18 protein-coding genes are annotated in these 14,262 nt (G+C 47.8%); all 18 read right to left on the bottom strand.

The genetic code is table 11. The features are described 5' to 3' along the window. Nucleotides 1-13 precede the first annotated feature (13 nt). Nucleotides 14-931 (bottom strand): phage tail tip lysozyme, encoded by a 918-nt coding sequence (locus tag ACZ2XM_RS06575; protein ID WP_490587603.1) that lies wholly within the window; start codon nt 929-931, stop codon nt 14-16. Between the two features lie 9 nt (nt 932-940). Next, entirely contained in the window at nt 941-2,596 is a 1,656-nt protein-coding gene (locus ACZ2XM_RS06570; RefSeq protein ID WP_490587602.1) for a hypothetical protein, read from the bottom strand. Beyond that, nucleotides 2,596-3,198 (bottom strand): hypothetical protein, encoded by a 603-nt coding sequence (locus ACZ2XM_RS06565; protein ID WP_490587601.1) that lies wholly within the window; start codon nt 3,196-3,198, stop codon nt 2,596-2,598. The genes ACZ2XM_RS06570 and ACZ2XM_RS06565 overlap by 1 nt, the downstream gene beginning before the upstream one ends. A gap of 1 nt (nt 3,199) precedes the next feature. Then, nucleotides 3,200-3,625: a hypothetical protein gene (locus tag ACZ2XM_RS06560; RefSeq protein WP_490587600.1), complete on the bottom strand. Its 426-nt coding sequence runs from the start codon at nt 3,623-3,625 to the stop codon at nt 3,200-3,202. 2 nt (nt 3,626-3,627) lie between these two features. After that, the gene (locus ACZ2XM_RS06555; protein ID WP_490587599.1) at nt 3,628-3,924 is read right to left on the bottom strand and encodes a hypothetical protein; all 297 of its coding nucleotides are present in this window, start codon (nt 3,922-3,924) and stop codon (nt 3,628-3,630) included. Then, nucleotides 3,921-4,241 carry a hypothetical protein gene (locus tag ACZ2XM_RS06550; protein WP_490587598.1) on the bottom strand — a complete coding sequence of 107 codons (321 nt, stop codon included), beginning with the start codon at nt 4,239-4,241 and terminating at the stop codon, nt 3,921-3,923. Before ACZ2XM_RS06550 ends, ACZ2XM_RS06555 begins: the two co-directional genes overlap by 4 nt. Beyond that, the gene (locus ACZ2XM_RS06545; protein WP_490587597.1) at nt 4,228-5,646 is read right to left on the bottom strand and encodes a packaged DNA stabilization protein; all 1,419 of its coding nucleotides are present in this window, start codon (nt 5,644-5,646) and stop codon (nt 4,228-4,230) included. Before ACZ2XM_RS06545 ends, ACZ2XM_RS06550 begins: the two co-directional genes overlap by 14 nt. Nucleotide 5,647: 1 nt before the next feature. Next, entirely contained in the window at nt 5,648-6,061 is a 414-nt protein-coding gene (locus ACZ2XM_RS06540) for a packaged DNA stabilization gp4 family protein (protein ID WP_490587596.1), read from the bottom strand. Nucleotides 6,062-6,066: 5 nt separating this feature from the next. Beyond that, nucleotides 6,067-6,510, bottom strand: coding sequence for a hypothetical protein (locus tag ACZ2XM_RS06535; RefSeq protein ID WP_490587595.1), 444 nt, complete (start codon nt 6,508-6,510; stop codon nt 6,067-6,069). An 84-nt stretch (nt 6,511-6,594) separates the two neighbouring features. Beyond that, complete coding sequence (locus tag ACZ2XM_RS06530) at nt 6,595-6,789, bottom strand: hypothetical protein (RefSeq protein WP_490587594.1); 195 nt, start codon at nt 6,787-6,789, stop codon at nt 6,595-6,597. Nucleotides 6,790-6,799: 10 nt separating this feature from the next. Next, nucleotides 6,800-8,074 (bottom strand): P22 phage major capsid protein family protein, encoded by a 1,275-nt coding sequence (locus ACZ2XM_RS06525; protein ID WP_490587593.1) that lies wholly within the window; start codon nt 8,072-8,074, stop codon nt 6,800-6,802. An 18-nt stretch (nt 8,075-8,092) separates the two neighbouring features. Then, nucleotides 8,093-8,950, bottom strand: coding sequence for a hypothetical protein (locus tag ACZ2XM_RS06520; protein ID WP_490587592.1), 858 nt, complete (start codon nt 8,948-8,950; stop codon nt 8,093-8,095). A gap of 100 nt (nt 8,951-9,050) precedes the next feature. After that, on the bottom strand, nt 9,051-9,245 hold the full coding sequence (locus tag ACZ2XM_RS06515) for a hypothetical protein (protein WP_490587591.1): 195 nt from the start codon (nt 9,243-9,245) through the stop codon (nt 9,051-9,053). A gap of 36 nt (nt 9,246-9,281) precedes the next feature. Beyond that, entirely contained in the window at nt 9,282-11,456 is a 2,175-nt protein-coding gene (locus tag ACZ2XM_RS06510; RefSeq protein WP_490587590.1) for a portal protein, read from the bottom strand. Nucleotides 11,457-11,462: 6 nt separating this feature from the next. Beyond that, nucleotides 11,463-12,740, bottom strand: coding sequence for a PBSX family phage terminase large subunit (locus ACZ2XM_RS06505; RefSeq protein WP_490598326.1), 1,278 nt, complete (start codon nt 12,738-12,740; stop codon nt 11,463-11,465). Next, the gene (locus tag ACZ2XM_RS06500) at nt 12,740-13,132 is read right to left on the bottom strand and encodes a terminase small subunit (protein WP_490587588.1); all 393 of its coding nucleotides are present in this window, start codon (nt 13,130-13,132) and stop codon (nt 12,740-12,742) included. The genes ACZ2XM_RS06505 and ACZ2XM_RS06500 overlap by 1 nt, the downstream gene beginning before the upstream one ends. Before the next feature lie 21 nt (nt 13,133-13,153). Further along, nucleotides 13,154-13,426: a hypothetical protein gene (locus ACZ2XM_RS06495; RefSeq protein ID WP_490587587.1), complete on the bottom strand. Its 273-nt coding sequence runs from the start codon at nt 13,424-13,426 to the stop codon at nt 13,154-13,156. Further along, a complete protein-coding gene (locus tag ACZ2XM_RS06490; RefSeq protein WP_490587586.1) occupies nt 13,426-14,262 on the bottom strand; it encodes a phage head spike fiber domain-containing protein in 837 nt (278 codons plus the stop codon). Before ACZ2XM_RS06490 ends, ACZ2XM_RS06495 begins: the two co-directional genes overlap by 1 nt.

Here is a 14,262-nt window from a genome sequence, read left to right as displayed (position 1 = left end):
ATCCTTAAGCTTGTCAGCCAAATGTGTTGAGCTCAGGCCGCTCACTGGTTTGAGGTTGTATGTCTGCGGCTTGCTGCCATTCGGGGGCTTGCCATGACGATGGCTCATTGTCGGCCATGGTATCGGGCGGTGCTTGCTCCGCATCAGCCGATTGCCATTCGGGGGCTGTAAATGTATTTTCAGGGTCTTGCCACTCGGGAGCTGTAAAGGTTGGTTCGGGTTGTTTCTGCCATTTTGGTGCTGTAAACGTGCTCTTAGGTGGCGCTTGCCAAGATGGGGGTTGCCACGCTTGCACCTCTTGCGCTTGCCATTGCGGAGCTTGCCACGTTGGTTGCTCAGGCGTGGCGCTGTAATTCGTATCACCGCCCAACATTCCGCTAAGAGTATTTAAGTGGTTTCTGCGCCTAACATCGTGTGATTTCCAGTCAAACGCCTGTCTTGTCCCAGGCACTTTACCTCTGATCGTGTCTTGCCCATACGCCCACACAATGTAATTCTTGCCAAGCTCACGAGCGTAAGTTTCAGGACTCGCATTGGGATTATTCCAAAAGTTTTTAAGCTTGCCTTTGTACGTGGGGCTTTTCATTTCCTGAACGCTAAATTGAGCCTGTGCGTTAAGATTTGCTTGCGTCTGAGCCATGCGACCATTAGACATGACGCCTTTTTGCTTTAAGTGGCGCTCCAGTTGATTGTCACGCCCCTGATTCCACGACAGCATACCCAAGTTGCGGATAGTGCCGCCTTTTTTGTTAGGCGCAGGGTCGATGTGATTGCCAAACAAAGTACCCGCATTAAAGCCATTCTCACGCCCCACCTCAGCCGTGACAGCTAAGGCTTGAGTGTGAGACAACCCCGCATTGCGATAAGCTTTATACACCGCCACGTTGAGCGGTGTACCGTCACCTAGTTTACTGCCGCTATACTTAGCCATTTAAAATCCTTAAAACAAGTCATCCTCTTTTACTTGTGACGACTTGTTTAAATCAGCATATTTTTTGTTCAAGCCCTCGATAGCATCAAGAGCTGCAAGGCGCAGTGCTCTCGGCATGGTTGCGGATCCCACATTGCCTGCCATTTCTTTATAGAGCGCAACGTCTTTATCGGACTGTGGACCCTCCATTCTTGGCATCATCATAACCAACTGACCGCCCAATGACTTAAGCTTGGCCGCTGCCGCTGCGCCATCTGTTGTCACGCCGAATCCTCGTGCAAGGTAGTCAATGCCAACGCCCGCTACACTGCCTGTCGATTCAGGTATAAGAGCTCTAATTTCGGGAAGTAGTACCGCAAGCTTGTCTTGTCTTGCTTTCTCTTTGCGATATTCAGCCTCAATACTTGGGTCGGCCTTTTTGCTAATCATTGGCTTGCCAGTTTCAGGGTCAATCACTGGCTTCATCTGCCCTAGATTGTTAAACAGCATTACACGGCCATCAGGCATGGTTTTTTGCGTAAATTTACCTGACTCTAATTCTATCTTTTGCTGGGCTAAGTAGTTATCAAGCGCTATCTTGTCACGCTTGGTTTGCTCAGCATTAGCCGCCGTTTGCGCTGTTCTCTGACTATTAATGTCAGACTGCTTCACCTGCAAGGCGACGTTACGCTCAGACGCATCAACCGAGTATTGAGTATTCGGACTAACCCCTTTCGTCATTACGCCTGTGGTGCTGCGAGTTTCACCTGACATAGGACTCCACTCAATGCCCTCAACATGACTGCCTAGGTCGATGAACTTATGCTCAGTTTTAAACGCCTGCGCAATCACAGGATTGCCCATTGCTATGCTGCGTAACTCAGCAGCAGCAGCGGCAACATCTTCGCCTGACAGCTTGGCTCGCAGTGAATCCTCAAGAGTGACAGGAATAAGCCCTTGGTCAGATAGACGCTCAACAATGCTCATAAAGTGCTGTGGATTCTGCGTGACAGCAGCGTTAGAGATAATAGTGTTAACCGCATCTTCGGTTTTTGCTCTTACTTCGCCAGTCTCAGCATTGGTTTTATTCGCCGTAGCATTGGTAGCGCCAGTAGTCGCATCAATACTTGCAATCTCATGCGGTGCTTTATCTTCCGCAATATTTCCATCGGTGTATGATTTAAAGTTAGCGCCTGACTTATCGGGACTTAAAACAGCGTAATTCATCATCAATGCTTTACGTGCTGACACTGGGTCTTTGGCCATCCACTCTGCCATTTGACGGTATTCTTCCGCCTTTTCTTCGTTGCCCATATCAGCATAGGCGGCTGCCTTTTCTCGCATATTGTTAACCGCGATTTCAGGGCGACCACTATCGATTGACGCAATACTTTTGCTCATGTCAGCAAGCACCGCCTGCTGCTCTTTAGCTTCCATTTTATTGTAATAATCTTGCGCTCCTTTGGTGTATTCGGGGAACTGAGCGACAACTCTAGCGATTTCATCTTGATTAGACCAATCAAGCGCCTCTAACTGCTGCTGAGCGGTAATTTTTCGAGCCTGTTCCGCTTGCTGTGCTTTAAGCAAGTCGCTGTTTTGGCGCAACACTTGACCTTGACCATACGACTCTAGTACGCCGCCAAAAGGATTAGACATGCCTTGTAGGTAACTGGTAGCTTGTTGCATTAGAATCCACCTCCAAAGTAAGCAGCGCCTGCGTTCAAGCCAAAGTTAAGCAAGCTTTGATTAACTTGGCCTTTAGCAAGCTGATAGCCTGCTTTAGCTTGACCAATATCGTTATAGCCTTGAGCCATGTTATTGCCAAATTGCAATGCCTGACCGCCAAGGCCTGCTGCTGCGCTTTGGCCATTACTCGCAACACCGCTAAGGTTTTGCAATTGCTGCTGCACGTTGCCATAAAGCATGTTAGAGCGATTGTCAGCTAGCGCTTCTTGGAAGTTGCCACCACGCAGACCACCAGTAGCAGCAGCGTTTTGACGCATGGCATTCTCGGCTTGCTGATACTGCGATTGAAAAAACGGTGACTTCTCAATATTGCTAATTGCGCCTTGCTGCTTATCAAAGCCGTTAAGTCCTAGCAAATCTTGCTGGCCGCTTAAGCCTGCACTGCCTGCTTGAACGTAAGGGTTCATTAGCTGCTGCAATACGTCAAACTGGCGGCGCTGTTCTTCCATGCCCTGCTGCGTTGCTTGCTGCTGCGCCTGACTAGCCTCTTTAGCAGCCGTTTTACCTGTTAGACTGTCAAAGCCTTTTTTAATAAAGCTCATGTCACACCTCGCAGTAATATAGTTTTTCTAATGGTTTAAACTGGTTGCGCTCTAAGAACCCATCAATTGGGTGACTGACTCGACTGGCTGCATACCAATAGCTCACGCCAATTGATTTTAAGTGGTCACGGATGCCGTCAATAAACTCTGAGCTATTGCCACGATATTCGGGCTTAACCCACAGTACATCGGTTTGAGCGTCAAGCAAGGACTCATTGCGCATAGAGTCAGACACGAATATCAGCGCCACGCCTTTGACAGTGCTGCCATCCGTCCACAACATCGGCTTTAATACGCCCGCCTCGTCAATATTAATGTAATACTGAATAGGGATAGCGACCGGCTGCGGCTCAAGATGCAGCATATCCATCATCATCGCCGTTATCTCGTCTTGATAATCGGCAAACTTAACCTGCTTGACTGACATACTTACTCCGTAATCTCTACAACAGTCAGTAGCACATTAGCGCCCTCGCCTGTCATTGCTAATGCCTCAGCCTTTTTGATTTGATGGTTAAAAAGCTGCCCTAGCACTTCGGTTGCGCCATTTGTCACTGTCTTTGTTATATAAACCTTGCCGCCGATTGATGCAGTTACATCGATATTTTCAGCAGTAGGATTATGCACCGTCAATGCTCTAATCTGCGCTTCAACTGATGACTGATAGACGGTGTTATCAGATGCGACTAAGGTTAAATTAGCGCCTTGTTTGTTATTAAATTTCATACGCTCACCAAATAGTTGAATTGATCGCCACACGGCAGATTGACGGGATTAAGATTGACTGAGGTGTCAGTAGGCACGCTCACAGCGTTAAGCTGCGGATAGTGTTGCTCACGGGGCTGATTGGCTGCAATGGCCGCTTGTATTGCGACAGCCATCGTCTCGTTAACGCTTTCAATAATTAGTTTAATTTCAGCCGGCGTCTTTTCAAAAACATCCTGCTGCAAACCCTCCATAGCTTTGATGGCTTGCGGATTGTCGTTAAAAGCACCCGCTAAGATGCTACGGGGTATCTTTAGCTGTCTTTTATTGTCCGCCATTGTTAAACCCCTCTACATCGACTTCAACGGCGGTAAAGCTCGCTAGAGAGTCATCACAGCCACGGAATTTAAGCCCGACAACATGCCGAAACATACCAACCGCTCGATGCCAGATAATGCGCTTGTTGTATTGTCCTCGCATACCTTGCCTATGCAGTCGCTCGTTTGACCAGCGTAAGCCGTCTTTAGTCCAACTTAAAAACACTTTAGGGTCTGGCATATCATTAGTCCGGCCAGTTAAACCGACAAGCTCAATAGATTTGATTTGCCCAGCCATGCCGCCGTTATAAATAAAGGTTGTTTGAATCTGCCATGTGACCGGCTGCCCGTAATGGCTGCTTAGCTTGTTATCTAGCGTACCTATGCGCCCATCTTGTCTATCGCCTACAATCCACTTGTTGTAGCACCACACATGGTTAATCGCTCGATATGCGCCTTTACCATCGCTTGATGATGACAGCTCAAACCACACGGGCTGCTGCATAACTTGACTAGATGCAAAGTCATAGACCATCGTCTTATCAGGTAAGTGCAGGTATAAATGCTGATGCATGTCCTGTTCTTTTGCCTCAAGTACAATCGTTGCAAGCTGTGCATCTGAATACTCGGACAAGATACGCTCAATCTCACGAGTGGCAACTTTAGACAAGCCGCCATTTGCACCTAGGTAAACGCTGCAAGGCTCGTTTTTACCACTGCCAACAAACGCAAAAGACTGCGCAAACTGGCATTTAGCATGAGTGCCTACCAAGCCTTTCGTCATCATTGCGCCATCAACACGGGTAAAAGCAAAGCCCTCACCCCCTGTATTGTCAAAGACTTCAATGGTGTAGCGGTTTAATACGCATAGCTCGTTTCGGACTTTTAACAAGCCAATGATCGGGTCGGGGTCAGCTTCACTGCTGCCGTACTTGGTAGGCTCTACTTTGGTGGGGTCGTTTAATTCGGTCTGAACAATGTATTCGCCATCAGTGGTGACAAAATAGCCGTCAATCCACTCAACATCGACCACTTGCCCTAAGTTAGTGTTAGTAACTTGAGATAGCGTATTGCCTTGCAAGTAGTAAAGATTGCCACCTGCTGCAATGCCTAAACGGTCGAATGAGTAGCTAAACGAGCATTGCCCATTACCTGCTACAGTGCCTACGATTTGACACTGTCCGTTTTTAGGCACTCGATAAAGTATTGAGCCAATAACTCGATAGCAGGCGCCATTCCAGTTGATGCCGCCCCTATCGATGCCGCTGCGAGGCGCATTGCAAAAGACTTTGATGCCGTCAGCTTTACGAAGATACCCTGCACTAATGCCGTTTTGCTTTGGCACTGGCACAAGATTTAAGGGATATGAGGTGCGATAGTCAGCAGTTACATCAGTAAAGATGCCGTTAATAATTGGGATTTGCATGCTACCACCACCGTATTTTATTGCCTGCACCAAACTGCCAAGTTTCGCTGTGACTGACCGCATCGGGTATCTGCTGATAACGTGTCAGTAATGCGTGGTAAGCATCGTCTGCCTGGTTTACGAGTAATGCAGGCGGAGTCTTGCCAAACAAGCTACAGATGCGCAGGGCTAGCTTGTGGGCGATGCCTGATAGCGCATCACGCTTGATACCTGACACATCGCCTAAGTAACTATCGACAATGCTATCGGGTACGATATAACCAAAGTCATAATCATCACCTTGTAGCTCTGCCATCAAGTCATCAAGCGTCTGTACAATGTCTTGTTCGTCTTCCGCATTATCGTCTAATTCAAATCCGCTCATAGAGAGCAGCTTAAAGGCACGGTCTACTATGTCGCGTTTAAGAATTGTCATTGCGTTTACTCGCTGTCTTGAGCTAATTTAACTAGAGCGTCTTTGCTGTCACGGGCTTTGTAGTCAACTTTGCGCTGCTCTAATAACGCTTGCAGCTCTTTACTGGTCATCTCGTCATAATCGACTTTACCGTTGCCGTTGGTGTCTTTTACTGACTCGTAAACGGCTAGCTTGTCTTTAAGTGTCTTGACTTCGCTCTCAAGCTCTTTGATGCGCTTATTACCGTCAAGATTATTGAGCTTACCTTTCATTGCTTCATTCTCACGCTGCAATGCTCTAGCGTCCATCTCGTCAATCACGGCTTGTGGGTTATTCTGCCAACCGTCCGCCTTAGCCGCATCGACTGCATCTTTATCACTAGGGTCGATTGCCATTACTCGCATATCGTGACCCCAAACGTTCTCAACATTGCCGCCGTTAGCATCTAGGCTTGCATAAATCATCATCATAGCTACTTCCTTATTTGAGTAAATCTATCGCAATATGCACCGACCTGAGCCAGTGCATATAACTATAAATCTCAGTGGTGGTTACTAAGCAGGTAGGTCGAGAAACGCTAGTGGATTGCCAGCACGGTACGTGACCACAGCATGACGCTTGGCTTGATACTCAGTATCGCCTACACCCTCAGCCTTTGCGGTTGTGCCGCTTACTGTGTAGCTTGCTTGATACAAGCCAGTGATAGCATCACGCTTTACGACTACTGCGCTAAAAGTAGGGACTGCCATAACTTACTCCTTAGGTTTGATTAAATAACTGAATGCCGGCCATCTCTGGGTTGAGTAGAGCTGTACCAAACACAATATCCCAACGATATTTAGTCGATAGGTTGTTGATGTCACCTTGACGGGTGTAGTAAATCGTCAAGCCGTTATCAAGTGTCGCCTTGGTAGTTGCCCAGCCGTCTTGGCTATCAAGCGCAAGAGTTGACGGGATAAACTCAAGAGCGCCTTTAACAAACGCAGTGTTTGCATAAGATGCGTTTTTGTTAAGCAACGTGATTGCAGCACCGTTTGCAGGTGTAGCAGAAACGTTTTTGTACGCTGATTCAGCAGGCGTAGGGTTCGCACCGTCATCGCAAACAATCGCAGGGACAATCTCAATGCTAGTGCTAGATTTCACGCTAATAACACGGAATGTCTTAAGCTCTTGCGTCTGCTGCTTAGACTTCATGTTGACTGAGTAAACACCTGCGATAGTGAACGCATCGCCGACCTGCATATTACCTGTAGCGGCGATGGTCAATAACATAGAGCGGTTATCAACGTTATGCTCATCACCGGTAACAGGGTTTTTCTCAGTCGCTTGCGGAATGTGACGTTGATTAGCAGCAGCCACAGTGACAGCGGATGCAACAGCAGCAGGCAGATAAACACCGCTTGCGTCTTTGTGTACGTCAAAGCCTGCAATCTCATTGATATACGCTTTCTCGTATGCGGTCTGAGTCTTGCCTGATAGAGTCTGACGGCTTGCTAAGTCAGCAGCCATTTTGACCATATCACGTGAGCTATAGAACGCCATGCGGTCAGATTCAGGAACGCCCAAATCATCAAACTTAGCCATCAATGACGCAACATCATTAAAGCCAGATGCTGCACCTGCCTGTACGTCAACAATAGAGCCGTAGTAAGCCACTTGACGGCGTAGCGCATCGTTCACATCGCTAGCAAGTTTCTGCTTGGCAGCACTACCTTTGCGGCGCAACACGTTAGGGTCACGTAGTTCACGGCTGTTAATCGTGCCGGGCACTGAGCGCACACGGTCAACGGTAACAGGGACTGCCAGTTCTTCGTGACCTAAAAAGTTACCGGTTTGATCCAAGCCCTCTTGGCTATCAACTTGCAATGGCATTGGACGCCATACAGTATCGTTAGCACGAGCTGACGCAGTAGCATCGCCAAGGTTAAATCGTTCAGCAGCACGGGTATAGACTAGCGTTTCTTCAAAGTCTGCAATCACTTCGTCAAACATGACAAGCTCTTGTTTCAACAGACCGTTTTTAGTTCCAGCCATGATGGCCTCCTTAATGGGTTATTTGTTTCGTAAACGTTTTTTGTAAGCAACTACAGCAGAGCGGTCGCCCGTCTTGTCAGCAGCAGCCTCTAACCTTGCTAATTTGGTATCGCCACCACCTGCACCGCCTGATAACTCATGCGATTTAGGTTTAGGCTTGTTGGGATTTCGGGATTTTGTTTGGGTCATTTGCATCTCCAGCTGACCAAGTCGAAATGCAAACTCAACATCATTAAGTTTGCTAAGCTCATCTAATTTACTTGGCGAGTTGCCTAGTGCTACGACCATACGAGCTGGATTCTTACAAGCAATCTTGAGCATCGCTTGTCGTGCCGGTGGCAGTACATCAACTATCGTCTGTTCGATGTCATCGTAATCAGCGACTTTCGCTCTTACGTCATCAACATCCGCCATATAACGCTCGTCATATTGTTGATACTTTTGCCGCTCTTGCTGCTGCTGCTGCTCGTACTGTTGACGCTCTCCATACCATTGCTCCAAGTCTTGTTCAAACGCCTCAGCATCGTAGTCGTAGGCTTCAAGCGTTGGTTTCTCACGCAATGCTTGTTGCTGCGGCTGTTCATGCTGTTGTCGCTCTCGCAGTTGACGCTTAAGGTCACGGTTTTCCTGCCTAACCTTTTTCACCCACTCGGGCGCAGGTTTTCCGGCATACGGGTCACTTTCATCAGCTTCACTATCGTCATCAAAAGAAAAACCCAGCTCATCGGCTGGGTCATCGTCTGTAGATTCGGCGTCTGCGTCGTCATCTGGCTCGTCGTCTTCATAGTCGTCATCAACATCAGCATCAATCTCTGATACCTCGTCAATGTCGTCATAATCAACGTCATGCTCGTCTTGTAAATCTTCAATGCTCATTACTCACTCCCTCAGATTAAGGCATCTGGTTGCCGTTTATTAAATTCTGGACATAAAAAAAGCCCACTCAATTGAGGGGCTTAGTTGGTGCTTAATTTATCTATAGGTTTTTGATGTACTCAATATGAGCAGCTTTCTCGGATTCAGTGTATGGCTCGCTGTCCATTATCCGCTCAACTTGAAAACCATATCTACCGTGCTTGATTATCTCATCGAAAGCCTTGTCGAATTTCTCAGCTAACTCAGGGCTTTCTTTAATCTTAGCTACTAGCTCGCTTATTTTTTTGTCATCCATAATAACCTCCTTATTCGTATAAAGAGATTATAGCAGCTACATACCCATATCAGGCGGCATTTCACCCATCATCTCAGGCGGCATATCAGGCATGGGCATCTCTCCCATTTGCGGCATTGGCGGCTGTGGTGACACTTCTTGCTTAATCATCTGCTCACTCTGCATCTGTGATTCTTGCATAGCTTGCAATATCATCATCATCTGTTGCATGGTCTCTTGAGTAGCTAACTGCCCCTGCTCAAGCTCCATAAGCGTCTTAGCAGTGTCAGCCCGTGACTTATCAACATCAGCGAGCGTTTTCTGAGTGTCGGCTTTCGCTTTCTCAGCACCTGCTAGGGCTTTAGCGGCCTCTGCCTCAAAGTACTGGTCTTGCGGATTAGGTGGCTGCTGTTCTGCTGCGGCTTTCGCTGCGGCTAACTCTTGCTGTTCTTCCTCGTTCGGCTCAACCACGCCCATATTGATTAGCTGTTTACGTGCAAACTTAGACAAGTCATGCAGACCCTCGCCCTCTTGATTAGCAAGAATAGTCTGGGTTAATGCCGCCTGTGTCTGTGGGTCTGCGATCATTGGCAGTAGCTCAACCAAACGCTTGACCGTCTTATCACGCTGAGTGCTAAACGCTTCGCCAATATCAACGGTGACTTTATAAGCACCGCCTTGTATATCGTTCTCAAACGCCAATTTGCCGTCTTTAATAGTCGGTTTATTGATTGTAATGTCAGTGTCTTGGTCGTCATGCGTCAAACCTGACATTTCTCGCTCTTGTTCGTCATAAATGGCTTTAGCTTGACTGAGCCAAATGCGGCCAACGTGCGCCATTGTCTTACCAAAGTTATCTAAGTAGATATAAGCCTGAGCATCAACCTTATCTTGCACCATCTCAACCGCTTGCGTTGATACGTTAGAGACTAACTGCTCACCGTTTGCCTGATTGCCGGTCAACTCTGCAACGTCACGCCCTGCCATCTCAATGAGCGCACCCATTGTAGCAGGGATTTGCGGTGATTTGGTGTAGCTTTGTGGTCCCACTCCTACGATATTGCCCTGAGCATCTTTGGTAGCGTTAATTGTTAGATATGGCTTTAGGTCAATCTCTTTACGTGCCCATAAGTGCTCATGGCCCTTAATCTGAGCAGGGGTAAAGATTGGCAGCTCGTCTTGCGGTTTACTTGCTAAGTGGATTAAGCCTGACATCTTAACGTTATATGCTATCTGAGCGTCACGAGATAAGCGCACATGGCCTTGCGTAACCTCACGACCGCTAACGTACATGCGCTTACCGTAAAATGGCGCTACGGGCAGATAGTCACCGGCAATCACGCCTAGCTTATCAATGACGCCCTCACCATCTAGCACATAGCCTTTGACGACTCTGCGCTTAACCTTTTTGCTTAGCGTTGGTTGATAGCCTTGGGCCAGCAAATCCTCAAGCTCTTGTTCATGAGCTAGCATTGCCTCAGCGTCACGCTTGTTTGGTACTTCAAGCGTTACTGGGTCGCTGTGCTCTTGCTCAAGCTTTAGAATATCAACCTTGGTCTCTGTCAGCTCGTAATGCTCAGCTACTCGGACGCTCTCACCATCACGCCAATCAAACCTAATACCTTGCGCACTATCAAAGCTACATGGCTCTTTGTTGTACTTAGTCTTAAAAGCGTCCTTACTCATTGTCGTAACGATGGTTACGTGCTTAGCATCTGCCTTGTCGTAGCGTTTAGCGTTAGCGTCCCAGTAAACTGTCGTGTCAGCTTCAAAGATGGGCTTAAAACGGATTCGCTGCTGCTCGTCATCTTCGCTGTATTCATCTTCGTATTCAGGTATAACTTGGATGGCGCCGATACCGCCACTGATACCCTCAAAAAAGGCAGTAGAGTAAGCTTCATCAGCGTTGCTATCACGCTCGTCCGCTCTAAATAGGTCTTGTAATGCCTCGGCTGTCTCAGCGTCTGCAACGTGGTTTTTCGGGCGAAACTCAACAGTAAAGCGGTTTTTCGCCCACTCGTTAAAGATGCGGACAACGCTTAGCTGAATCTTGTTAAACTCAAACTTTGGGCGACCCTCAAACTGACGGCCAATATCACCGTCCCACTGCGCACCTGCCACAAAGCAAAAGCGGCGGTCATCGTAAGACTCTTTTTGATTGTCGCTTGACTGCTCGTAATCTGTATCGATGCGCTCAAGCAAGCGCTGGTCTAAGTCTGTTTGCTTGCTCATAATTGGTTACCAATAACTTGCCATAGTGGGGATAGGTGCGATTTCGGGTTCTTTGCGGATTACCATGCGGTCAACTGATAGCGCGACATAGCGCAGAGCATCAGCAGCATGAGACGCCCAGTCGTGCACCGGCCGCGGCTTAAACTCTTGCATCTTGTCGTTATACTCGCGGCGATAGTTGCGGACACACTCAAGACCACGGGCACAGCGTTTCTCGTCAATCCATACTTTTTTAAGTAGCTGACGAGTTGCGTCAATGCCGTCATCGACTGAGATATTAGTAACGATAGTAAAATCGATGCCCATTGCTGCTGCTGTCTCAAGTCGTGATTTACCGCTCGTAAACTCTCGAACTCTAATATCATGCGGTGCAAAGTGACCGCCATAATCGTAGCCTTTTGAGTTGACCAGTTTGATATAGTGGTCGATGCCCTCGCCATTGGCCTCGTAATAATCAACCAGTCTTGGCTCTTTGCCGTAAACTTGGACAAACCATATAACCGTTGAGTCGCTGACGCCCAAGTCCCAAACAGTGAACACTGGGAGAATGTCATCGACTGGTACGCTAGTTATGCGGCCGTCAGCTTTAGCTTTATGTAATTCGTCTTTGTAGATAGCGCCGTCCGCCACAAGTTTTGGCTGCCCATCGTAGATATTGAGCCATGAGTCATAATCGTCACGCTTCATGTTTTCAGCAAGTCGCATGATTTCGGGCGGGCAATGCTTGTTGTCTGTGTAATTGACGCGGATTAGCGTCACGTCATCGCGCTTACCGTCTAGCGTCGGCTGTATGTAGTCACTCCACACCGCATCGGTCAGCAGGTACGGGTTGAGACTCATAATCACTTGACAGTCAGTAGTTCTGACCACCGTGGGGATTAGAATATCTAGCGAGCGCTTGGAGACTGTCTGCGCCTCTTCAATCCATGTTCTATTGCAGCCCTCAAATGACTTGATCGTGTCGCTTGTGTGCTCAAGTAGTCCGGTGTAAATAAACAGCGTACCATTAGCACCCCTAATCTCAGTCTCTAAAACTTGGTAGAAGTGGCCTAAATTCCATCGCTTAATCCTATCTTTGAATAACTGATGCACCGATTGTTTGATTGACTTTTGCACTTCACGGCAGCATAGATTTCGGTTAACATTCTTGATGCCGTCAAATAGCAGATAGTCAGCGATTTCCCAAGATTTACCACCGCCACGGCCGCCGTACAAGACACAAAAAAGCCGCTCACGTAAGTAAAGCGGCTTAAATAGCGCGGATTTAGTCTCTGATATTTGCATTACTCAAACCCGATGTTGATGCTAATCGACCCCTCTGTCTTTGTCTCAGCTTTATCGATTAGTAGCCCTAGCATCTTAGCCTTGCCCATTGTTGCAGCGACCATTGCCGAGCCTTTGCCCTCTTGCTGGGCTAAAGTCCGAGCCTCCTCCAACTCATCCAGTAAGTCATCAATCGTCAAATCATTGCGCTTGGCAATCTTAGCGCGACCTTTATCGATGGCTGCTTTAATGTGCGGCTCTTTGAGCAGCGCACACGCCTTTTGCGGTGCTGTTTTCTCGCTGTAGCCTGCACGAATGGCCGCATGAGCGCCGTTACTGTCAACTAGATACTCGTCAACAAAGCGGATTTGCTTATCAGTCAATACTTTGCCCTCAGGCGTCTTGTCTGTCATAACGCCCTCCGGCATTGTTAGTTAACTAAAAGCGTGAACTGGTGTATCGGGATAAACTCGATACTCATCTAGTGCATTGTTATCACTGAGCAGTCGTAAGTCTACGTGCCATTTATCCGACACGATAATCACAACCGGCTCTGCATCAATATCTTGCTCGTCATACTCATAGCGTTTGATTTGCCCGATGTCATATCTGACAAATTCCCATGGTTTAAGCTTACCTAAAATCGGCTCTAGCACATCGTCAGCTTGCTGCTCATCATCAAATCGTAAGCTGTAATCACTAAACATTACATAATCTCCAAGCTGCGTATGCGACCATAGCCGCTATGCACTAGCTGACCGTCAACGATTGATAGCGTTAACGTGCTGTCCCAGTCGCCTGTGACTGTTGTACCTGTTACCGCTGCTGATAGGTAGTCAGCGGGGCGTGTGACTGCTGCACCGCTTGTCTGTATCAATGACGATGCGTGCGACTTTGGCTCGACTTGAAAGCCCCATATATCAAGCGTCGCTGCTAGATTGTCGTAAAATCCACGATGGTCAATAAATACAGCGATGTTCAAAACCCTCCCAGTCTCGACTTTGAGTCTATCCCACCCGCCTGTGAGCGTAAAAATGCCGTCTGTTGCATTAGAGCTATCATAAAACAAACGAGATTTTGTCTTTTTGCCCGCAGCGCCTTTTGCATAAAAAGAGACTGATGCGGCTTCAGGTGCAAGAGCTTGCAGTGCCGGTTTAAATAAGTTTCCTGAATTTGTCGTAATTCTGCGACTAACGATGCCCGCAAACGTATCACCGTCACCGTCAATTGACAAGCCGTTAGCTGCTTGTATGCTTGCAGCAGTCAAGCTCGTACTGCTGCTTAGTACGTTTGTAGACTCTTGCTCAATTAAAAGCCCACCATCAAATCTTGGCACGTTTGCTGCATACTCTTGCAAACCATCGCTTTTAACGAGCCACGCTTTGCCCGCACGGCTAAACGTAAACAGCTCAGCAAAGCTCTTGCTCACACCGTCTTTTGAGTAAGTGCCTGCTACAAAGTCGGCTGTAATACCCGATTCAGCAATGCCAAACCCTAAGCGTCTAAGCTGCCCGACTGTCTTGTCAAATCCAAAATATCGCAT

It is taken from the genome of Psychrobacter sp. CoH-33_TS_01 (assembly GCF_058189395.1).
The sequence above is the reverse complement of the archived record's forward strand: the minus strand, read 5'-3'. Positions and strand labels throughout refer to the sequence as shown.